The sequence below is a fragment of the Streptomyces sp. NBC_00335 genome, from assembly GCF_036127095.1.
GTDB lineage: Bacteria > Actinomycetota > Actinomycetes > Streptomycetales > Streptomycetaceae > Streptomyces.
This window is the reverse complement of the sequence record NZ_CP108006.1, coordinates 3,030,543-3,052,441: the sequence shown is the minus strand read 5'-3', so window position 1 is coordinate 3,052,441 and position 21,899 is coordinate 3,030,543. Positions and strand designations below refer to the sequence as shown.

General features: G+C 71.2%; 14 protein-coding genes. 13 read left to right on the top strand and 1 reads right to left on the bottom strand.

The genetic code is table 11. From position 1 onward, the window contains the following. The first annotated feature begins 229 nt into the window (after positions 1-229). From OHA37_RS13380 to OHA37_RS13355, 6 genes are all read left to right on the top strand, one after another. Positions 230-1,801: an AMP-binding protein gene (locus tag OHA37_RS13380; protein WP_266904916.1), complete on the top strand. Its 1,572-nt coding sequence runs from the start codon at positions 230-232 to the stop codon at positions 1,799-1,801. 228 nt (positions 1,802-2,029) lie between these two features. Next, a complete protein-coding gene (locus OHA37_RS13375) occupies positions 2,030-2,962 on the top strand; it encodes an aromatic prenyltransferase (protein WP_266904914.1) in 933 nt (310 codons plus the stop codon). 96 nt (positions 2,963-3,058) lie between these two features. Further along, positions 3,059-4,825 carry an FAD-dependent monooxygenase gene (locus OHA37_RS13370; RefSeq protein WP_266904912.1) on the top strand — a complete coding sequence of 589 codons (1,767 nt, stop codon included), beginning with the start codon at positions 3,059-3,061 and terminating at the stop codon, positions 4,823-4,825. 190 nt (positions 4,826-5,015) lie between these two features. Further along, positions 5,016-6,560, top strand: a complete 1,545-nt coding sequence (locus OHA37_RS13365) for an FAD-binding oxidoreductase (RefSeq protein WP_266904910.1) — start codon at positions 5,016-5,018, stop codon at positions 6,558-6,560. Between the two features lie 138 nt (positions 6,561-6,698). Further along, on the top strand, positions 6,699-8,336 hold the full coding sequence (locus tag OHA37_RS13360) for a prenyltransferase/squalene oxidase repeat-containing protein (RefSeq protein WP_266904908.1): 1,638 nt from the start codon (positions 6,699-6,701) through the stop codon (positions 8,334-8,336). A gap of 205 nt (positions 8,337-8,541) precedes the next feature. Beyond that, positions 8,542-10,650: an MMPL family transporter gene (locus OHA37_RS13355; RefSeq protein WP_266904906.1), complete on the top strand. Its 2,109-nt coding sequence runs from the start codon at positions 8,542-8,544 to the stop codon at positions 10,648-10,650. Positions 10,651-10,798: 148 nt separating this feature from the next. Here the strand turns inward: OHA37_RS13355 and OHA37_RS13350 are convergent, their stop codons facing one another. Next, entirely contained in the window at positions 10,799-11,902 is a 1,104-nt protein-coding gene (locus tag OHA37_RS13350) for a polyprenyl synthetase family protein (RefSeq protein WP_266904904.1), read from the bottom strand. Positions 11,903-12,722: 820 nt separating this feature from the next. On the opposite strand from OHA37_RS13350, the gene OHA37_RS13345 reads away from it, so the two are divergent. From OHA37_RS13345 to OHA37_RS13315, 7 genes are all read left to right on the top strand, one after another. Then, positions 12,723-13,280: a cupin domain-containing protein gene (locus OHA37_RS13345; protein WP_266904902.1), complete on the top strand. Its 558-nt coding sequence runs from the start codon at positions 12,723-12,725 to the stop codon at positions 13,278-13,280. A 15-nt stretch (positions 13,281-13,295) separates the two neighbouring features. Next, a complete protein-coding gene (locus tag OHA37_RS13340; RefSeq protein ID WP_266904900.1) occupies positions 13,296-14,432 on the top strand; it encodes a DegT/DnrJ/EryC1/StrS family aminotransferase in 1,137 nt (378 codons plus the stop codon). A gap of 126 nt (positions 14,433-14,558) precedes the next feature. After that, on the top strand, positions 14,559-16,547 hold the full coding sequence (locus tag OHA37_RS13335) for an FAD/NAD(P)-binding protein (RefSeq protein WP_266904898.1): 1,989 nt from the start codon (positions 14,559-14,561) through the stop codon (positions 16,545-16,547). Further along, entirely contained in the window at positions 16,544-18,040 is a 1,497-nt protein-coding gene (locus tag OHA37_RS13330) for a class-II fumarase/aspartase family protein (protein WP_266904896.1), read from the top strand. The genes OHA37_RS13335 and OHA37_RS13330 overlap by 4 nt, the downstream gene beginning before the upstream one ends. A 285-nt stretch (positions 18,041-18,325) precedes the next feature. Further along, on the top strand, positions 18,326-19,456 hold the full coding sequence (locus OHA37_RS13325) for a type III polyketide synthase (protein ID WP_266912746.1): 1,131 nt from the start codon (positions 18,326-18,328) through the stop codon (positions 19,454-19,456). Continuing rightward, the gene (locus OHA37_RS13320) at positions 19,453-20,451 is read left to right on the top strand and encodes a class I SAM-dependent methyltransferase (RefSeq protein ID WP_266904894.1); all 999 of its coding nucleotides are present in this window, start codon (positions 19,453-19,455) and stop codon (positions 20,449-20,451) included. The genes OHA37_RS13325 and OHA37_RS13320 overlap by 4 nt, the downstream gene beginning before the upstream one ends. Positions 20,452-20,850: 399 nt before the next feature. Beyond that, a complete protein-coding gene (locus tag OHA37_RS13315; RefSeq protein WP_266904892.1) occupies positions 20,851-21,888 on the top strand; it encodes an AfsR/SARP family transcriptional regulator in 1,038 nt (345 codons plus the stop codon). Positions 21,889-21,899: the final 11 nt, after the last annotated feature.

Sequence of the window (21,899 nt, the reverse complement as noted above, 5' to 3'; positions counted from 1 at the left end):
GAGTCCGACCCCTTCTGCATCCCTGTGCCGACTTTTCAGCTGCTTCGGTGCGGCTGCCCCGCATCCGCCTCGGCGAGCGTCGGCGAGCGTCGCCGAGGCCAAGTGGCGGCCAACTCGCGGGTCAGTTCCGCCCAAGTCCCCTCGCGGATGCTGGGGCTCCGAAGTGTCGTGATACAGACCGCCGTTGTCCAGAGAACACCGGAGCGACGCGGGTCTGGACGGAGGTCTCATGAGGCGGAATTCCATACACAAGCAGGGGCTCTATCTCGGGTCCGTGCCGGAGAGGGCGGCGGCGGCCGGGAACGGCTCGACGCCGCTGACCCTCGACCACGACCTCGACGTGCTGCCCGAGGCGGGCCGGCGCCTGACGGTGGCCGATCTCGCCGAGCACGTGGAGGACCTCGCGGGCCGGATATCGGCCGCCGGGGTGAAGGCCGGCCAGCACGTGGTGGTCCACAAGGCGGCGAACTTCGACGTCTGGCTGCTGGCCACCGCGGTGGCCCGTACGGGCGCGGTCCCGGTGATGCTGTCGCACACGCTGGACGCCCCGACCATGGCCGCCCTCATGGAGCGGCTCGACCGGCCGCACCTGCTCACCGACGGCCCCAAGCTGGAGGCGCTGGCCGGGCTGCCGCTCGCCGAGCTCACGCGGGGCGTGATCAGCGTGGGCGCCGCCGCCCCCGGGGTGGCCTCGCTCGCCGAGCTCGCCGGCTCCCCGCCGGTACGGCCCGTGCTCCAGGGCCTGGACGAGCCGGCGATGATCACGCACACGTCCGGCACCACCGGGATCCCCAAGCTGGTGGTGCACACCCCGCGGACGATGCGCGCCCGGCTGCGGCCGCAGCTGGTCCTGCTGGCGTTCATGCGGGGACGCGAGACGGTGGCGATCCACATCGCCTTCGGCCACTCCCGGATGTTCGCGGCGATGGCCCTGTGCCTCACCAAGGGCATGCCGGTGCTGCTGGTCAACCGCGGCGCCCCCGCGGACGTCGCCGAGTTCTTCCTGAAGCACCGGCCCGGACTGATCGAGGCGCTCCCCAACTCCTTCCTGGCGTGGGAGAACCTGGCCGACGATCCGCGAAAGCCCTTCGCCTCGGTGAAGTACTTCAGCAGCACCTTCGACGCGATCCACCCGAGGACGGTCCGCCGGCTCCTCGGGGCCTCCTCGCGCAGGGCGCAGTTCTTCCAGATCTACGGGCAGAGCGAGGTCGGCCCGGCCGTGGGCCGGCCGTACTACCGCTGGTCCGCGCACCGGATGGACGGGCGCTGCGTGGGCTACCCGCTGCCGGGCAGCGCGCGGGTGCGGCTGGTGAGCCAGAACGGCAAGCGGCCCTCCGCGCAGAACCCCGGGCTCATCGACGCCCGTTGGGACGGCATAGCCAAGACGTACCACGGTGAGCAGGAGCGCTACGACGCCAACGTGCACGACGGCTGGTGGCGCACCGGGGACGTCGGTTACCGCAGCAAGTTCGGCTGCCTGCACATGCTCGACCGGGAGATCGACATGATCCCCGGGGTGGGCAGCAGCCTGGAGATCGAGGACCTCGTGCTGGACGAGCTGGAGGAACTGGTCGAGCTCGTCGTCGTGCTGGGCCCGGATTCCCGGGGCGTCCCGATCGTCTGCACCCACGACGACAAGCCGCTCGACCAGGACCGCTGGCGCAGGGCCGTCGCCGCCTATCCCCAGCTGGCCGACCCGATCCAGATCCCGCTGGCCGAACTGCCCCGTACGGCCACGATGAAGACGCGCCGGGTCGAGCTGTCGCGCCGCCTGGAGGAGAAGCTCCTCAAGCAGGGCTGAGCCGGCCGCGGCCCGCAGGCCCCGGGCCGCGGCCGTGGCCCGCACCCCACGCTCCCGGCGGACGGGTCCCGAACGAGGGGCCCCGGTCCGCCGGGAGCTCGGCGTGCCCGCACGCGGGTGGGCCGAGCCCGCGGGATCCCCGCCAAGTCGGCGTCAAGTCGCGGAACAGTGGACGGCAAGATCGGTGTCCGAGTCTTGCCCACATGAAGCGTCAAGATGATGACAGCCATGAGTGAGGCGGCCGGGGGCACCGAAGAAAGCCCGGTGCAAGTCCTCTACGCGGCCATCGAGGAATCGGCCGGCCTGCTGGACGTGGAGTGCGCGCGGGACAAGGTCCTGCCCATCCTGGACATGTACGGCGACGCCCTCGCGCAGGCCGTGGTCGCGTTCCGGCTCGGGACCGGCCACAAGCACGAGGGCGAGCTCGACTGCCGGTTCACGACCCCGCTGGACGTGGACCCGTACGCGCTCGCCGTGGAGCACGGCCTGACCCCGCGGACCGATCACCCCGTCGGCGCGCTGCTCTCGGACATCCGGGACAACTGCCCGGTCGACAGCTACGGAATCGACTTCGGAGTCGTCCGCGGTTTCAAGAAGATCTGGCTGGTCTTTCCCCGGAACGACCTGCAGGCCATTTCGAAGCTCGCCGGAATTCCGTCGATGCCGCCCAGCCTCGGCGAGAGCATCGAATTCTTCGACCGGTACGGCATGGGCGACACGGTCGGCCTGCTCGGCATCGACTACCGGAACAAGACCGTCAACGTGTACTTCGGCGAGCCCCCCACGGGCGGCTTCGCACCGGATGCCGTGCGCTCGATGCTCCGCGAGGTCGACCAGGCGGAGCCGAGCGGGCAGATGCTCGAACTCGGGCAGCAGGCCTTCGGCATCTACGTGACCCTGAACTGGGATTCCCCGAAGGTCGAGCGGATCTGCTTCGCCGTGGCGACCGGGGACCCGACCTCGCTCTCCGTCCCGCTCGACCCGAAGGTCGAGCGGTTCGTGAAGCACGTGCTGGCAGCGGATCCCGACACCAAGTTCGTCTACGCCGTCGCCTCCCAGCCCGACGGCGAGTACTACAAGCTCCAGTCCTATTACCGGTGGCAGCCCGGAGTGCTCGACATCATGCAATTGGAAGACGGGGCTCTGGAGAACCCCGTTTAGCGCCCCTCCCGTTTAACGCCGGTCCCGTTCAACGACCCTCCCTCACCCGCGCATTGCTCATTTCGGCTGTCATTTTCTGGAAGGACGAAGACGAACATGGGAACCATCGAAGTTCCGGTCCTGATCGTGGGCGGGGGCGGCACCGGCCTGTCGGCCTCCGCCTTCCTGTCCGACCACGGGGTCGGCCACGTGCTGGTGGAGCGCCGCGCGGACACCTCGCGGCTGCCGAAGGCGCACTACATCAACCAGCGCACGATGGAGGTCTTCCGCCAGCACGGTCTGGACGCGGAGGTGCTCGAACAGGGCGCGCCCCTGGAGAAGTTCGGCAAGGTCCGCTACCAGACCACGCTGACCGGCGCGGGTCCGCTGGACCAGCGGCTGATCCACGAGATGGACGGGTTCGGCGGCGGCGAGCTCAGCGAGAAGTACGCGGCGGCCGGCCCCGCCCTGTCGGCGAAGCTGCCGCAGGTGCGGCTGGAGCCGATCCTGCGCGAGCACGCCGAGCGCCGCAATCCCGGCCGCGTCCTGTTCGGCCACGAGCTGACCTCGATCTCCGAGGAGGGCGACCGCGTCACCGCCGAGATCCGAGACGTCGAGACCGGCGAGAGCACCACGATCGTGGCGCAGTACGCCATCGCGGCCGACGGCGGCCGTACGGTCGGCGCGGCCCTCGGCGTGAACATGCAGGGCCTGCCCTCCCTGTTCGACGCCACGACGGTCTACTTCTCCGCCGACCTGTCGCAGGTGTGGAACGAGGGCTCGCTCATCACCTGGTTCCTCAACCCCTACCGCCAGGACCTCTCCAGCGCCCTCATAGAGATGGGCCCGACCTGGGGCAAGAACTGCGAGGAGTGGGGACTGCACCTCTCCCTCCTCGGCGTCGACCGCACCGACCCGCAGGCGGTGACCGCCCGGATCCGCGAGGTCCTCGGGCTGCCCGAGCTGGAGGTGACCCTGCACGACGTGACGAGCTGGACCGTGGAGGCGGTGCTCGCCGAGCACTACCGCCACGGCCGGGTCTTCCTCGCCGGTGACGCCGCGCACCGCCAGCCGCCCGCCGTCGGCCTCGGCCTGAACACCGGCATCCAGGACGCCCACAACCTCGCCTGGAAGCTGGCGGCGGTCGTCTCCGGCAAGGCTCCCGACAGCCTGCTCGACACCTACGAGGCGGAGCGCAAGCCGGTCGGCCAGTTCAACCTGGGCTGGGCCATGTCCGCGGCCTCCCACCACCAGGTCGTCATCGACGGGGCCGTCGGCCTCGGCCAGCACATCCCGGCGGAGCGCCGTACGCCGGTGTTCTTCGGCTACTTCGCCCCGACCCCGGTCGGCGCCGCCCAGCGTCAGCGGGCCGCGGAGATCTTCGCGACCCACCGCGGCGAGTGCCAGGCCCACGACGTGGAGATCGGCTTCGCCTACGAGGCGGGCGCCGTCGTCCCCGACGGCAGCCGGCCTCCGGTCCGCGCGGCTCTGGGCGACGTGTACGAGCCCACCACCCGCCCGGGACACCGCCTGCCCCACGCCTGGATCGAGCAGGACGGGCGCCGCCTGTCCACGCACGACCTGACCGGAGTCGCCACCGGCTTCGTACTGATCACCGGCCCGGAGGGGACGGCGTGGACCGGGGCGGCCGCGCAGGCCGCGGAGACGTTCTCGGTCCCGGTCCTCGCGGTGCGCATCGGCGAGGGCGCGGAGTACGCCGACGTCGACGGTGCGTGGGAGGCGGTCCGCCAGACGGCCGCCGACGGCGCCGTCCTGGTCCGGCCCGACAACCACATCGCCTGGCGCAGCACGGGCGGCGAGGAGGACCCGGCCGCGGCGCTGGCCGCCGCGCTCGCGCAGGTCCTGGAGCAGAAGGCCCCGTAACGGGGGCCGGCAGTACGGCTCGTCAGTACGGCTCGGCAGCAGGGCCCCGTAACAGGGCCCTGTAGCAGGGACCCGTAGCAGGGCTCCGCACACAGGGAGGGCGCGGCTCGGGCAGCGCCCTCCACCGAGTGCCCCGGCACTCATCCATCCGGCACGCAAGCATTCCTGGGCAGAAGAGGCAGCACAGCACATGATCGATCGCAGAAAGTTCCTTGTCGGCGCCGGTGGAGCCGCTCTCGCCGCGACCGGGGCGGCCGCCGCCTTCCCCGCTTCCGCCTCCGCCTCCGTGAGCGCCCGGACCCGGTCCGGCATCCGCTGGGGCCGGCTGGACGAGCGGCTCGCCGGACACCTGGTCCTGCCGTCCGACGCGGACTACCAGCGGGCCAAGCAGCTCTACCAGGTCCAGTTCGACGCCGCGAACCCCCGCGCGGTCGCCTACTGCAAGACCCCGACCGACGTGGCGAAGTGTCTGACCTTCGCCCAGAACCACGGCATCGAGGTCGCCGCGCGCAGCGGTGGCCACAGCGCCGCCGGCTACTCGACGACCCAGGGTCTCGTCATCGACGTGTCCGGGCTGAACGAGGTCACCCTGGGCGCCGGCAACGGCACCGCGCGGATCGGCACCGGCGCACAGCTGGTCGACATCGCGAACACCCTCGCGCCGGCCGGGCTGGGCATATCCGGCGGCTACTGCCCGACCGTCGCGGCGGGCGGGTTCTTCCAGGGCGGCGGCATGGGCCTGTTCACCCGGTACATCGGCATGGCCTCCGACAAGGTGACCGCTGCGAAGGTGGTCCTCGCCGACGGCCGCATCGTGACCGCCTCGGCGGACCAGCACCGCGACCTCTTCTGGGCCCTGCGCGGCGGCGGCGGCGGCAACTTCGGCATCGTGACCTCCTACGACGTCACCCCCTCGCCCCTCACCAACGTGTCGGCCATCAATATCGTCTGGCCCTACGCGCAGGCGCTGGAGATGCTCGACGGCTGGGCGAAGTGGCTGGTCGACGCGCCGCACTCGATCGGCAGCGGCATGAACGTCACGCTCACGGACGCCGCCCCCGGCACCGTCCCGACCGCGTCGATCTTCCTCGGCTCCGTGGACACCGGTCCCGCCTTCGACGAGGAGATCGCCCGTCTCCTCTCGATCGTCGGTGCGCCCCCGGTGTACAAGCAGAAGTTCACCGCCCCGTACAAGAACGTGATGATGCAGCTCTACCGCTGCGCCGAGCTCACCGTCGACGAGTGCCACCGCGACGACACCAGTCCGGGCGGCAAGGTCCCGCGCGCCGCGTTCGGCGCCTGGCGCAGCCGTCTGTTCAAGCAGACGATGCCGCGCGAGGGCTGGGCCAAGGCCCTGGAGGTCTTCGAGAGCGACCGGATGCCCGGCCAGATGCGCCAGCTGCAGATCTCCGCCCTCGGCGGAGAGGCCAACAAGGTGGCGCGCACCGCCACCGCGTACGTGCACCGCGACACCCTCTTCTCGGTCAGCTTCCTCACCGCGAACGCCGTCGCGCCCGTCGCCGACGAGGCCAAGGCCTCCGCGAACCGGTGGGTCGACGCGGGCTTCGCCGCCATCGACCCCTACTCCAACGGCGAGACCTACCAGAACTTCATCGACGCGCGGCTGCCCGACTGGGAGCGCTCGTACTACGCCGAGAACTACCAGCGGCTGCGCACGGTCAAGGCCAAGTACGACCCGTACAAGTTCTTCCGGTTCGCGCAGGGCGTCCGCTGATCAGCTGAGCAGTTGATCCCGGTCCGGCCGGCCGTGTCCTGGGGCGCACGGCCGGCCGGGCCGCCCGGTGGCGCCCCGGCATCCGGTGCCGTTCCCGAACTCGATCCCGCTCCCCAGCCGTTCAGATAGGAGCATTCCGTGTACACAGCGGATCTGGCGTACGCGGCCCCGATGCCGTGGCCCGCCGAAGTCGACCCCGATCACGTGGCCCGGGCCACGGACCGGCTGATCGCACACGTCGCCGGCAGGGTCGATGCCGACGGCGCGCTGCGCGAGGAGTGCCAGAGCCGGGTGCTGGAATCGGCGCTCGCACTCTCGCTGATGACGCGCACCGGTACGGATGCGCCGGCCCGGGAGCGCCTGCTCGACTTCCTGCGCGCGCACCGGGACACCCCGGACAAGCTGGAGCGCGTCCTCGCCGCGCTCGCCGTCGCGCGGGCCACCGGCCGGACCTCCGCCGGTGACGCCGGCCTCGTCGCCAAGCTGACGGAGGGCGTGCTCGGCGACGCGCCGGGCTTCATCTCCGCCCGCCGCCGCATGATGGTGTGCGCCGTGCTGTCGGTGCTCGGCTGCCCGCTGCCGCCCGAGGTGCTGACCGCGGTCGCCGACGAGGTGCCCTCCGACCCCCTGCACTCCTGGGCCGCCGTGCAGCAGGCCTCCGTGACCCTGATCCTCGCCGCCGCCGCGGGGGTGGAGAACAAGGTCACCGACGCCGCGCTGGAGACCCTGGCCGCCACGAACCCCGCGACGACGGTGTGGGAGGGCTACGCCCTGATGCACCTGCTGGTGCTGCACGGGCTCGCCGGTTTCCCCGGGAACGAGGAGACCGTGCGCAGCGGGCTGCAGACCCTGCTGGGCCACCAGCGCGCCGACGGCGGCTTCCCGTTCGTCCTGGAGATGCACAACTGGTGCACCTCGACCGCCGGAACGGCGCTCGCCGCTGCGGGCGCCCCGACGGAGCTGCTGCGCCGGATGGCGGGGATGCTCGTCGACCACCAGGGCGGCGCCCCGACCCGCTCGCTCTCCCGCGGCGCGACGCTCACCGACGGCTGGTCGATGTCGGAGATCGTGGCGCAGAACGACGTGGACGACACCTCGTGCGCGCTGGAGTTCCTCCAGGCCATCGACCCGATCGCCTACGGGGACTCCGTGCGGCGCGGGGTCGAGGGACTGCTGGCGGTCCAGGGCGCCGACGGCGGGTTCCCCACGTACGTTGCCGGGGCCTCCTCCGAACCGTGCATGACGGCCGCGGCCGTCTGCGGACTCGCGCCGCACCCCGGCACCCTGCCCGCCCGGGAACGCGCCCTGGCCTTCCTCGTCGCGAGCCAGCTGGAAGACGGCGGTTTCGAGCCGGGCTGGAGCCGCAGCCGGCTGCACACGATCTTCCGCGCGCGCCTCGCCGCGTGCACCGCGGGCCCGCAGGACCACGCCGTGGCCCGCATGGCCGAGCGCATCGAGCGCACGGTGCTGGAGACGCAGAACGAGGACGGCGGCTGGGGAATGCAGCCGGGCGACCCCAGCGACGACATCAGCACCGCCTACGGGCTGATCACCCTCTGCTACGGCACCGATCACCGGCCCATCGGGCGCGCGCTGTCCTGGCTGCTCGCGCACCAGAACGCGGACGGAGGCTACGGCGGCCCGCCCGACATGGTCGGCCCGCGCCCGTTCCCGTACAGCTTCCCCATCCTGACCGACGCTCCCGTGCTCCTCGCCTTCGGTCACGTCCGCGCCCGGATCCGGGACACGGCGGCCGTGCTCCAGGGGGCGAACTGAGGCCAGGGCACGGACCTTTCGCGCCGTGTTCGAGGAATCGCCCACTCCATGTCACCACGGCTGCCAGCGCACGGAGGGAGGAGGAGGTCTTGGACCTCCTCCTCCCTTCGTGCGGGGTCAACGTGCCCTAGCCTCTTGACCGTTAACGACTCAGAAGCTCCATCGCGACGTTCTTTACCCTTCGACGGAAGACCGAGGAATTGACATGATGCGCAAGATAGCGGCCCTGCCCAGTGGAAGGCTGGGCAAATGGGTCGTCATCGCACTCTGGGCGGCCCTGCTCGTGCCGGCCCTCATGCTGGCCGGAAAGCTCGGCGACGTCGAAGAGAACGACAACTCGGCCTGGCTGCCGGGCAATGCGGAGTCGACCGCGGTCGTGGAGCGGGCCGAGAAGTTCATGCCCGCCGACACCCTGCCCGCCGTCGTGATCTACGACCGGTCCGCAGGGGTCACCGACGCCGACATGGCCAAGGCCACGGCCGACGTCGAAGCCTTCAAGGGCATCACGAACGTCGTCGGGCAGGCCCAGGGCCCGGTGAAGTCCGATGACGGCAAGGCCATCCAGACGGTGGTCCAGGTCAAGAAGGACCAGTCGGGCTGGGAGGGGATCGGCACGGTCGTCGACGCGATGACCGAGGTCGGCAAGAAGAACGCCGACGGGCTCGGCTTCCACGTCGCCGGCCCGGGTGGTTACGCCGCCGACTCGATCAAGGCGTTCAGCGGGGGCGGGGCCCTGACGACGATCACCGCGCTCGTGGTGGTCGCGATCCTGCTGCTGACGTACCGGAGCCCGCTGTTGCCACTGCTGCCGCTGCTGACCGTGGGCGTCGCCCTGGTCACCTCGGAGGCGGTGATCTACGTACTGGCGAAGAACGCCGGCCTGGTCGTCAACAAGCAGACCAGCTTCATCCTGACCGTGTTGGTGTTCGGCGCCGCCACCGACTACGCGCTCCTGCTCATCTCCCGTTACCGCGAAGAGCTGTTGCGGCACGAGGACCGCCACGACGCGATGGCGGAGGCCCTGTACCGCTCCAGCCCCGCGATCATCGCCAGCGCCGCGACCGTCGCGGTCAGCCTGATGCTGCTGATGCTCGCCACCCTCAACTCCACCCAGGGCCTCGGCCCGGCCTGCGCGGTCGGCGTCCTCGTCGGCCTGCTCGCGATGATCACCCTGATGCCGGCCCTGCTCGTGGCCTGCGGCCGCTGGATCTTCTGGCCGGTCAAGCCCACCTACGGAGCGCCCGCCACCGCCGAGAACGGCATCTGGGCCCGGGTCGGCACCGCGGTCTCCGGCCGGCCGCGGCTGGTCTGGATCGGCACCGCGCTCGCGCTGGCCGTCATGGCGCTGGGCGTACTCGGCCTCAAGGCCGACGGGCTCGCCAACAAGGACCAGTTCACCAACACCCCGCAGATGGCCGTCGGCGAGCAGATCCAGTCGGAGCACTTCCCGGCCGGCTCCGGCGACCCCATCTTCGTCGTGAGCAAGGGCGCCTCGGCGGAGCAGGTGCGGACCGCGCTGCTCGCCGTACCCGGAATCGCGGCCGTCTCGCCCCCGACGGTCAAGGACGGCGAGGCCGTCATGCTCGGGGAGCTCAAGGACGACCCCAGCAGCACGACCGCGATGAACACCGTCGAGAAGGCCAGGACCGCGGTCCACGCGATCGACGGCGCCGATGCCCAGGTCGGCGGCAGCTCGGCGGTCATGCTCGACACGCAGACGGCCGCCGCCCGCGACTCCAAGGTGATCATCCCGATCGTCCTGGTCGTGGTGCTGCTGATCCTCATGCTGCTGCTGCGATCGGTCGTCGCACCGGTGCTGCTCATGGGCACGGTGGTGCTGTCCTTCGGCGCGGCCATCGGTGTGAGCAGCCTGGTCTTCAACCACGTCTTCGGCTTCGCGGGTGCGGAGGCCTCCTTCCCCCTGCTGACCTTCGTCTTCCTGGTCGCACTGGGCATCGACTACAACATCTTCCTGGTCACCCGGGTGCGCGAGGTGTCGATGGAGCAGGGCACCCGGCGCGGCGCGCTGCTGGGCCTGTCCACCACCGGTGGCGTGATCACCTCGGCGGGTCTGGTGCTGGCCGGCACCTTCGGGGCGATGGCCTCGCTGCCGCTGGTGTTCGCGGCCGAGCTGGGCTTCGCGGTCGCGTTCGGCGTCCTGCTGGACACCATGATCGTCCGTTCCGTCCTGGTCACGGCGCTGACTCTGGACGTCGGCCGGTGGATGTGGTGGCCGAGCAAGCTGTTCCTGCGCGAGGACGACGCCGAGCCCCTGGTGCGGACTCCCGACCTGGAGCCCGTCGGCGGCAAGTGAGACCTCGTACGTACCGCACAGGGCCTTCCGGCTTCGGTCGGGAGGCCCTGCGCGCGTGGGGCGGGTACGGGTGCACGTGGACCGGGGCCGGCCCGGAACTCCCCCTCTTCGGGGGTGAGTTCCGGACCGGCCCCGGTGCTTCGCCGGCTCAGCGGTCGCGGTAGGCCACCTGCTCGGCCATCTTGACCAGGCGCTTGTGCCAGTCGTCCGCCAGCGGCGCGTCGTCGAGCGCGGCGCAGGCGGTCGCGACGAGCCGGTCGATCTGTTCCTCGACCTCTCGGCGGACGCCGGAGGCGAGCAGCGCCTCGCGCAGCTCGGCCGGGTCCCAGCCGCCGTTCCTGCCGTCCTCCACCAGGCGGGCCACCCGCTCGTCCTTGGTGGCCGCCAGGGCCAGCAGCAGGGTCATCTTGTGCTCCACGAGGTCCAGCCCGGCGGGCTTGCCGGTCGCCACCCCGTCGCCGAAGGCGTCGAGCAGGTCGTCGCGCAGCTGGAAGGCCTCACCGGCCGCGACCCCGTACTCCTCGAACGGCGCCTGGAGTTCGGGCCGTCCGGCGATGGCCGCCCCGAGGGCGAGGGGCCGGTGGATGGTGTAGCGGCCGGACTTGCAGACGGCGACCCAGCGGGACAGTGCCGGATCGGCCGTCAGCTCGGCGGCGAGCGCGATGTCCAGCTGCTGGCCGATGATCACCTCGGTGACCAGGTCGTTCCAGACCTCCAGGGCCGGGCCGGTGAGCCCGCTGGCGAGCCGGTTGGCGTAGCTGAGCGCCAGGTCGCCCGCGAGGATGCCGATGCCCTCTCCGAACCGGCGGTGCTCGCCGGCCCAGCCGTGCTCCGCGTGGAGGGCGGCGTGCTTGGCGTGCACGGTGGGGGTCCCGCGCCGGGTGTCGGAGTTGTCCATGATGTCGTCGTGGATCAGGGCGAACACGTGCAGGAGTTCCAGCGCGGCCGCCGCCGCGACGACCGTCTCCGTGGCTTCGGCGTCTGCCGTACCGCCGGCCGCCAGGTAGCCGCTCACGCAGAAGGCGGGGCGCAGCCGCTTCCCGCCCGCCCCGACGATGTCCGCGACCGCCTCGACCGGCACCGCCACACGGGCGTCGACGGCCCCCCAGCGCTCGGTCTCGGCCCTCAGGAGGTCATCGATCAGGGCGCCGACCCGGGCCAGCAGCTTGTCGCAGGCGTCACGGTCCACGTCCGCGCTCCCGGTGGGGGCCTGCGGCGTCGGCCGGTCGGGTTCCGCGGGAAGTTTGATCACGACGTTCTCCTTGGCAGTCACTTCGGTGTGGTTGCGCCGGCGCGCGCGGACCCGGCACGGTCCGAAAGGGACGCCCCGGGGCCCGGCGCGGAGCAGGCCGCCGATCCGGCCACCGGGAACCAATGAATTCAGGCCGCAGGATTTCGGGCTTTCCGAGCTGCGACGGTCATCTTCGGTCAAATGGCTTGCCGGGGACTGAGGGGCGGATTGGTATTGGCTTGGAGGCAAGCCGATACCAATCCGCAAAATAGTCGCGGCCAAGTCGAAGGTTGGCGCGGGCGCGGGCCATCGGCTGTAATGCGTGGTGGGCTCCCGGACTTGGCCGTGCCGGGCCGTGCCGGGCCGGTCGGCTGCTCGGCAGGACTTGTTCGGACGGCCTGACCGAAAGCCGCCGACGCTCACTGCGGGGGATCTAATTCGGCAGGCGAGTTGCCGTGTGTTCATTCGACTTGGGGAATTCTAGGCGGGCGGAAGGAAGTCCTTGACTAATCCCTCCCGACTCGGTGATCCTCTTCGTGCAACCCATTGATCGGAGCTCCGGAAGCAGGAGTTCCGAGGTCAGTAAACAGAGGGGGCGGCTCAAAGCCGTCAGACGGGTCGGGCCGTTCCTCCTGAATGTCTTCGCACCGCACCGCACGCAATTCCGTCCGTCCGGCGCGCGGCGCGGCCCTCGCGGGGGACGGGGGAGGAACCTCTGCCCCCTCCAGTCAACCGGCTTGAAGCGGGCGGGCCTCGGCGTACCCGGCCGGCCCGCGCCAGAGGCCGTCGGGCCGCTCGCGTTCGAGCGGGAATTCGCAGCGACTACGAGGAAACCAATCACATGAGCGGGCTAATTGTTCCACCCGGCCAGGGGCGAAAGCTGGTCACGAAGGCACAGGACGTGACCTTCAAGGTCACCGCGGCGGACGGCTCTTCCTTCTCGGTCTTCGAAGTGATCGTGCCGCCGGGATTCGACGTCGGCGCGCACACCCACACCAAGTCGCAGGAGTTCTTCTACGTCCTGGAAGGGGAGTTGGAACTTCTGGCGTTCGAGCCCGCCGAACGCACGACGGACACGTGGCGCACCTGGGAATCCACCGCCGGGGACAAGGCCGTCCGCGCGACCGCCGGCAGCTGCATGTTCGTCCCCCCGGGCACCCCGCACGCCTTTCGCAATGCCTCGGACGAACCGGCGCGGATGCTCTTCCAGAGCTATCCCTCACCCGATCACGAGCACTATTTCGACGAGATCGTCGAGATCTTCTCCGCCGGCCCCTCGGTGGACGCCGAGGCCGTCCGGCTGATGCGCGAACGCTATGACGTCAACCAGATCACGCCCCTGCGTTTCGAACCGCCCGCCCTTGCGAATCTTCGGTCCGCGACCGACCGCACGGCGTAACGAGAGGTGACCACCATGGACAGGATTCCCCTCGTTCACGCGAGTCTGGGAGAGAAGGAACTGGCCGCCGTGGCCGAGGTGTTCTCCTCGGGCTGGCCGGCCGGCCAGGGCCCGCAGGGCAAGGCGCTGGAGGCCCAGCTCGTCGAGCGCTACGGGGTGGGCGACGCCGTCTCGCTCAGCAACTGCGGCGCGGCCCTCCACCTGGCGATGCTCGCCCTCGGCGTCGAACCCGGCGACGAGGTGATCGTCGCCGACTACACCTTCCCGGCCCCCGCCCACGCGGTGCGCTACGTCGACGCCGTCCCCGTCTTCGCCGACGTGCGCGCCGACACCGGCACCGTGGACCCGCAGGCGGTGGAGAGCCTGATCGGGCCGCGGACCGTCGGCATCATCGCGGTGGACACGGTCGGCCTGCCCGCCGACTACGCCGAGCTGAACGCGATCGCCGACCGCCACGGACTGTTCGTGGTCGAGGACGCCGCCTGCTCGGTCGGCGCCACCTACCAGGGGCGCCAGGCCGGCACCCTGGCACCGGTGGCCTGCCTGTCCTTCCACGGACGCAAGGGAGCCACCAGCGGCGAGGGCGGCGCGCTGCTCTCCGCCGATCCCGTGATCGGGCAGGACGCGCGACTGCGGTCCTCCTTCGGCATCGGCAGCATCTTCGACCAGTCGCAGGTCGTCGGCCTGCCGATCCCCGAGTTCACCGACATCGGCTACAACTACAAGATGTCGGACATCGCCGCCGCGATCCTGCGGGTGCAGATGGGCCGCATCGACGAACTGCTGGTCCGCCGGAGCGCCGTCGCCGCCCGGTACGGCGAACTCCTCGCTCAGGAAGAGCTCCTGACGCTGCCCCACGTCCCCGAGGACCGCACCCACGCCTGGCAGTCCTACATGGTGACCCTGGACCCGCGCGTGGACCGCGCCGGCCTCGCCGCCGCACTGCGCGCCCAGGACATCGGCTGCGGACACGGCACGTGGGCGACCCACGTGCAGCCGGTGTACCAGTCCAAGCGCCGCTGCCCGGTCTCGGCCGACCTCTTCCAGCGCAACCTGGCCATCCCGATGCACGCCGAGCTGACCGAGGCGCAGGTCGAGCGGGTCGTCAGCGTCCTGCGGACCGAGCTGCGCACCCACGCGCGCGGCCGCTGAACCCCCGGCGCGGCAGCAGGACTCGGCTGCTGCCGCGCCGTCCCGCGAAGCGCGTCCCCACTTCCACGCCCGCGCCCGCCCCCGTACGTCCCTGACCGAGCCGGAACCTGTGTGTGAGGAGTGTTGGTGCTTACGGTCTCCCTTGTCGGCGCGGGGCCGCGCGGATTCGCGGTCCTGGAGCGGCTCTGTGCCAACGAGCGCAAATCCCCGTCCCACCGAGCGGTGACCGTGCACGTCGTCGAGCCGCACGCACCGGGCCCCGGCAGGGTGTGGCGCACCGAGCAGCCGCGCCAGCTGCTGATGAACACCGTGGCCTCGCAGGTCACCGTCTACACCGACCACAGCGTGCTGATGGACGGCCCCGTCGAGGAGGGCCCCAGCCTGTACGAGTGGGCGGCCGCCCTCGCCCGCGACGCCGAAGAGCCCGCGGTACGCGACCGGTTGCCCGCCGAGGCGCTGGCCGAGGCCCGCCGGCTGGGCCCCGACGACTACCCCACCCGCGCCTTCTACGGCGCCTACCTGGAGGACGCCTTCCGCGCGGTGACCGAGGCCGCGCCCGGGCACGTCACCATCGTCGAGCACCGCACCCGCGCCGTGGCCCTGACCGACGAGGCCGGTCACGGCGGCCCGCAGACCCTGGAGCTGGCGGACGGCACACGGCTCACCGGCCTGGACGCCGTGGTCCTCTCCCTGGGCCACGTGCCCGCCCGGCCCACCCGCGGCGAGAGCGCGCTCGCGCGGGCCGCCGCCGCGCACGGGCTGACGTACATCGGTCCCTCGAACCCGGCCGACGTGGACTTCTCCGTGGTGGCGCCCGGCGAGACGGTCTTCGTCCGCGGCCTCGGACTGAACTGCTTCGACGTGCTCGCGCTGCTCACCGAGGGCCGCGGCGGCACCTTCGCCCGCGAGGGCGGCGCCCTGCGCTACCTGCCCTCGGGCCGGGAGCCGAACATCGTCGCCGGCTCCCGGCGCGGCGTCCCGTACCACGCGCGCGGCGAGAACCAGAAGGGCCCGTACGAGCGCCACGAGCCACGGCTGCTCACGCCCCGGGCCATCGACCGGCTGCACCGGCGAGCGCAGGACGGCGAGCGGCTGCACTTCCTCACCGACCTGTGGCCGCTGATCGCCAAGGAGGTCGAGGGCGTCTACTACGGCGCCCTGCTCGCGGCCCGGGGGCGGGAGCGGCAGCGCGCATCCTTCGTCGAGCACTACCTGGCCGCGCCGGACCCCGCGTCCGAGGGCCGGCTGCTGGACTCCGCCGGCATCGCCCCGCACGACCGCTGGGACTGGGAGAGGCTCGCCCGGCCCTACCGCGACCACGTCCTGCGAGGCCGCGCCGACCACCGGGCCTGGCTCCTCGCGCACCTGGCCGAGGACGTGCGCCAGGCCAGGGCCGGAAACGTCCACGGCCCGCTGAAGTCCGCCCTGGACGTGCTGCGCGACCTGCGCAACGAGATACGCCTGGCCGTCGATCACGGAAAGCTGGAGGGCGCCTCCTACCGGGACGACCTCCAGAGCTGGTACACCCCGCTCAACGCGTTCCTCTCCATCGGGCCGCCCGCCTCGCGCATCGAGGAACTGATCGCGCTGATCGAGGCGGGAGTCGTGGAGGTCCTCGGACCCGGCGTACGGCTGCACGCCCCGGCCGCGGACGACCGCGAGGCCGTCTTCACGGTCACCTCCGACGTGGTTCCCGGCGCCCCGGTGGCGGCCACGGCCCTCGTCGAGGCCCGGCTCCCGGAGCCCGACCTGCCGCGCACGGCGGAACCGCTGCTGCGGGACCTGCTGGAGAGCGGGCAGGCCGCCCGCCACCGCATCGAGGGCGCCTGCGGGATCGCGTACGAGACCAAGGGCCTGGCCGTGACCGAGCGCCCCTACCGGCTCGTCGACGCCGGCGGCCGGGCCCACCCGCGCCGGTTCGCCTACGGGGTGCCCACCGAGGCGGTGCACTGGGTGACCGCCGCCGGGAGCCGCCCCGGGGTCAACTCCATGACGCTCGGCGACGCGGACGCCATCGCCTGCGCCGTGCTCGCCCTGCCCGTCGCCCCTCGGACAGCCGGTCCGCCCGGACGGTACCGGCACTCGCCCACCGACCACATCGAGGTGAACGCATGAGCGCAGACCCCACCGCGAGCGCGCCGGGCACGGCGCGGGACCCGGCCGGGTACGGACCCGACGCCGGGCTGCTCTCCCCAGTCAGGGCCGGTACGCCCGCCGAGGCCGTCACCTCCGACCTGGCCTGGCTGCAGGCCATGCTCGACGCGGAGGCGGCCCTCGCCCGCGCCCAGGCCAAGACCGGCAGCGTGCCCGCCGAGGCGGCCGCGGTCATCACCCGCGTGGCGCGGGCCGAACTGCTGGACGTGCGCGCACTCGCGCTGGTCGCGCGCGAGACCGCGAACCCGGTGGTGGGACTGGTCCGGGAACTCACCCGGCTGGTCGCCGCCGAGTCCCCGCGAGCCGCCGAGTTCGTCCACCACGGCTCCACCAGCCAGGACGTCTTCGACACCGGCGCCATGCTGGTCGCCGACCGCACGCTGCGGCTGATCCGCGCGGACCTGGAGCGGTCCGCCGAAGCCCTCGCGGCCCTCGCGGCCCGGCACCGCGACACCGCCATGGCCGGCCGCACCCTCGCCCTGCACGCCGTACCCACCACCTTCGGCCTGAAGGCGGCCGGCTGGCGCAGGCTCCTGCTGGACGCCCGGGACCGGGTGGCAGCCGTACTCGACGGAGGCCTGCCGGTATCGCTGGGCGGGGCCGCCGGCACCCTCGCCGGATACCTGGAGTTCGCCCCGCAGGAGTCCGCCCTACAGGAGTCCGCCCCGCAGGAGTCCACCGAGCCCGGAGCGGGGCACGATTACGTGGATCGCCTCCTGGACGCCTACGCCACCGAGACCGGCCTGGCCCGCCCGCCGCTGCCGTGGCACGCGCTGCGCACCCCGATGGCCGACCTCGCCGGCGCCCTGGCCTTCGTCACGGGAGCCCTGGGCAAGATCGCCGTGGACGTGCAGTCGCTGACCCGGACCGAGGTCGGAGAGGTCTCCGAGCCCGCGGTGGAAGGGCGCGGCGCGTCCTCGGCGATGCCGCACAAGCGCAATCCCGTACTGGCCACCCTCATCCGCAGTGCCGCACTCCAAGTGCCCCTGCTGGCGGCCGGGGTGACGCAGTGTCTGGTCTGTGAGGACGAGCGCTCGGCCGGCGTGTGGCACGCCGAGTGGCAGCTGCTGCGCGAGTGCCTGCGGCTGGCCGGCGGCGCCGCGCACACCGCCGTGGAACTGACCGAGGGGCTGGTCGTACGGCCCGAACGGATGCGGGAGAACCTGATGCTGACGGGAAGCCAAGTGGTCTCGGAGCGGATGTCCGCCGTGCTGGCACCCCGGCTCGGCAAGGCCGAGGCCAAGGAACTGCTGACCCGGGCATCCGCCGAGGCGGACCGCACCGGAGGCTCACTGGCCGACATCCTGGGCGCCCTGCCCAAGGTGAAGCGGCACCTGACGGATGCCCAGATCGGCCGGCTGCTGGACCCGGAGGGCTACACCGGCGCCGCACCGGCCCTGGTGGACCAGGAGTTGGCCGGCCCGGACGGAACCCCGCACGCGCGGGCGCGGTAGGCGGGGCGCCGCCGGGTCCACCCGGCGGCGCGAGGAAGCCCCGGCCGGGGGCGGACGACCTCAGGGGTCGCCGTCCCCGGCCGGGGCTCCGTCGTTTCCGGGGTCGGGGCGACGGGTTTCGGCCAAAGTGCTTACGGGCCGATCCGCCTCAATCCGCACGCCGAAAGGCCCCGGTGAACGGCAAGTCGCCGCCAAGCCAGCAGCAAGCGCCATACGCGATGTTGGGGAACGTACACGCTGTGAGGGCAGCAGAAATTCTCTACGTCAGAGAGATAGATGCCAGGTATGCCAATTCTATGTAAGCCTTCGGTGAGCGTGCCGGAACACATCATCACGATGGAAGACACTCTGGCATTCGCCAGGGAAGCGCACGCGGGCAAGCCGCAGCTTCCGCTGGCCCTTCGACTGATAGAGAACACGGGGGTGCGAAAGCGGCACCTGGTCCAGCCGATCGAAAAGACGCTGCGCCACCCAGGATTCCAGGAACGCAACCGCATCTACGAGCTGGAATCGAAGAAGCGGTGCCCGGAAGTCATAGAGAAGGCCCTGGAGAACGCGGGTCTGATGGCGACGGACATCGACGCGATCATCTACGTCTCGTGCACCGGGTTCATGATGCCCTCGCTCACGGCATGGCTGATCAACGAGATGGGATTCCGCTACGACACCCGGCAGCTCCCCATCGCGCAGCTCGGCTGCGCGGCGGGCGGCGCGGCCATCAACCGCGCCCACGACTTCTGCGTGGCACACCCCGAGAGCAACGTCCTGATCGTCTCCTGTGAGCTGTGCTCGCTGTGCTACCAGCCCGATGCCGACGACGTCGGCTCACTCCTGTCGGACGGGCTGTTCGGCGACGCGGTCGCGGCCGCGGTGGTGCGGGGCAGCGGCGGCGCCGGCGTTCTGCTGGAGCGCAACGCCTCCTACCTCATTCCGAACACCGAGGACTGGATCTCGTACTCCGTCCGCGACACCGGATTCCACTTCCAGCTCGACCGCCGAGTTCCCGGGACGATGGAACCGATCGCTCCGGTGCTGGGCGATCTGGCCACGCTCCACGGCTGGGACATCGGCGATCTGGATTTCTACATCATCCACGCCGGCGGCCCCCGCATTCTGGACGACCTCGCCAAGTTCCTGGGCGTGGACCGGACGGTCTTCCGTCACAGCTGGTCCACGCTGACCGAATACGGGAACATCGCCAGCGCGGTCGTCTTCGACGCCCTTCGCCGGCAGTTCGAGGAAGCCGAGCGCCTGACGACGGGATCCACCGGTGTGATCGCCGGATTCGGGCCCGGAATCACCGCCGAAATGGTCCTGGGGAGCTGGGTTCCGGCTGCCCCGCAGCACACGGAAGCGAAGCCGGCCGCCCTGTCGGTGCCGCGTCAGCTCTCGGGAAGCATGGTGGGGACGGCATGACGGACAGCAAGCCGACGTCGGATCGGATCATGCGGCTCATCACGGGGTACTGGGCGACCGGCATCCTCGGTACGGCGGCGCACCACTCCCTGTTCACGCACCTGGAGGACGGCGCCGGCTCCGCCGCCCGACTGGCCGAACGGGCCGGGATATCCGAGCGCGGCGCGCAGGCCCTCCTCGACGGTCTGGTCAGCATCGGCCTGGTCGAGGTGGACGGGAACGGCTACCGCAACACCATCGAGGCGTCCGCCTTCCTGGTGGAGGGACGGGCCGAATCGCTGAGCGGGTTCGCCAAGCTGAAGATGGCCCACATGGGCAGCCTTGCGGTGCTGCCCGAGGTGGTCCGCGCCGGCGGCCCGCTGGCGGACGCGGTCGTGGAGGTGGCCGACAACCCGCACTGGGAGAACCTCGTCCAGGCCATCGCCGCGCAGTCCGTTCCGGTCGCGAAGATCGCCGCAGAGACGCTGCGGCTGTCGGAGGCCGGGGAGATCTCGATCCTCGACATCGGCGGCGGATCGGGCATCTGCTCGGGCATCTGGCTGGAATTGAACCCCGAGGCGCGCTCGACCCAGCTCGACTGGGAGCCGATCAACTCGATCGCCCGCCGCCTGCTCGCCGAACGGGGCGTGGGCGACCGCGTCAGTTACATCGACGGGGACTTCCACACCACCGGCTTCGGAGACTCGGCGCACGACATCGTGATGTACTCCAACATCGCCCATCAGGAGGGGCCGGAGGACAACATCGCGATCTTCGCCAAAGCCCGCAGTGCCCTGAAGCCCGGCGGCACGCTGATCATCTCCGACTACATCGTCGAGGACGACCGCAGCGGCCCTCCCTTCGCGCTGACCTTCGCCTCGGAAATGCTGCTCAAGAGCAGGCACGGGGGCACCTGGCGCCGAGCCGATTACCACGACTGGCTCACCAAGGCCGGCTTCGGGGAAATCACCTTCCAGAGCACGCCTTCGCCGACCACTTTGATCTTCGCGCGGTAGTCGACGGCTCTTTTGCGGAGCGCCGGACGGAGGGGAAGCGGATTGGGCCCCACCCCGGCGCTCCCGGCATGATCACTGACGGGCGGAACGCCACCGCACGAGGGCCCGGTGGATTGCGAACGCTGCCCGGATCTACTTCCCCGGGCATACGGGATCCGGCTGGCCAATGTTCAACTCACGAGATTTTCAACGGGGGTTGTCATTCTTGATCGGGATGCTGGATCCTTCCTCGTGCAGAGGTGACGACACTCGTCATCCGGCTCAGGCCGGGACGTACGCATCTTTCGGGGGAGCTTGATGAGTACAGAGGCAGTGAACGAAGAAATTGATTTCGGTGTGTTGACCGCAGACCTCAGGGGCGGCGGTAGACGCGGTACGGACATTGTCGTCGGACAGCGTTTGGGAGGCAGTAGCAGGAGCACCCGGAGCGTCGCCGAGCTGGAGCGGGAAGTACGCGAACTCCGGCAGGCCAACGAGACCCTGAAGATGTACTTCACGATGGCACTGGAGCTCGATCTCCAGTCCCCGCCCCCGGCCGCCGTCTTCGAGATGGCGCGCGAGCGGACCGGTGCGCACGCCGTCGCGCCCCGGTCGCCCGCACCACGGCCGCACGGCGGGGTCCGGTGGGCGCAGGAGGACCCCGAGGAGACCAGGGACGCAACCCCGACCAAGGTGGAGTTCCGGGTGCTGGGTCCGATCGAGGCCACCATCGGAGGCCGGTACGTCGACCTCGGGGCGACCAAGCAGCGCGCGGCGCTCACCTTGCTGGTCAGCCAGGTGGGCCAGCCCGTGTCGGTCGACGTGCTGGTGGAAGCGCTGTGGGACGGACAGCCGCCCCAGTCGGCGATCTCCTCGCTGCACGCCTACATCGCCAACCTCCGTCGGGTGCTGGAGCCCGACCGCGCGCCGCGCAAGCCCGCGAAGGTACTGCGCACCCGGGGGCGCGGCTACTTACTCGACAGCAGTGCCGTCGACGTAGACGCCCACCGGTTCGGCACATGCGCGACCGCCGGCTGGCAGGCACTGGACCGGTGCGACCCGCAGCGGGCCCTCGAAGAGTTCGAGGCCGGGCTGGCCCTGTGGCGGGGGGAGGCGTACGCGGAAGTCTCCGACGCCACCCACGTGTCGCCCGAGGTCGTACGCCTGGAAGAGCTGCGGCTCTCGGTGGTCGAGGGTCGCTGCGCGGCCCTGATCGCCGTGGGCGCCCACGAAGTGGCCGTCTCGGAACTGGCGGGCTTCACCCAGGCCCATCCGCTCCGCGAATACGGCTGCGAACTCTTCAGCCTGGCCCTGTACCGGGCCGGGCGGCAGGCCGATGCGCTCTCGGTGCTGCGGATGCACCAGCGGCGCATGGCCGAGGACCTGGGCATCTCGTCGAGCCCCGCGCTCCAGCGCCTCGAGGTCGAGATCCTGCGCCAGGCCCCGACCCTGGACTGATCCGGGTATCT